Source organism: Mesorhizobium sp. M3A.F.Ca.ET.175.01.1.1 (assembly GCF_004791945.1).
Taxonomy (GTDB): Bacteria; Pseudomonadota; Alphaproteobacteria; order Rhizobiales; family Rhizobiaceae; genus Mesorhizobium.
The window spans coordinates 1-345 of record NZ_SRTP01000182.1 but is presented as its reverse complement, the minus strand read 5'-3'; the positions used below and the strand labels follow the sequence as shown (position 1 = coordinate 345).

1 pseudogene is annotated in these 345 nt (G+C 60.9%); it reads right to left on the bottom strand.

Going from position 1 to position 345, the window contains the following annotated elements:
- A pseudogene (locus EN818_RS31265) lies at positions 1 to 345 on the bottom strand (hypothetical protein); the annotation flags it as partial.

The window sequence follows — 345 nt, the reverse complement described above, 5'->3', positions numbered from 1 at the left end:
CATAGGCGAAGACTTCCTTCTTCTCCTTGTCGGCGATGATGCGGGCGACCGGCGTCGACACCAGCGTGCCGAAATTGGCGACCTTGATGATGGTGCCGGGACGGTTGAAGTCGAGCCTCTTGTTCATCGACTTCATATAGTCTTCGTCCATGTAGAAGCGCTCGGCGAGCGTCTCTGTGACGGAGGTGTAGCCCATGCGGTCGAGCTTGGCCTTTTGGCTGTAATCTTCCGGGATCGAGGCGACATAGGGCCCGGCCGCATCCTCCGGCGTGATCGTGTAGGAGGCGAACGCGTCGCCGCCAGACTGGGCGAGCGCCGTCTTGATGCCGACCGCATCGGTCGATT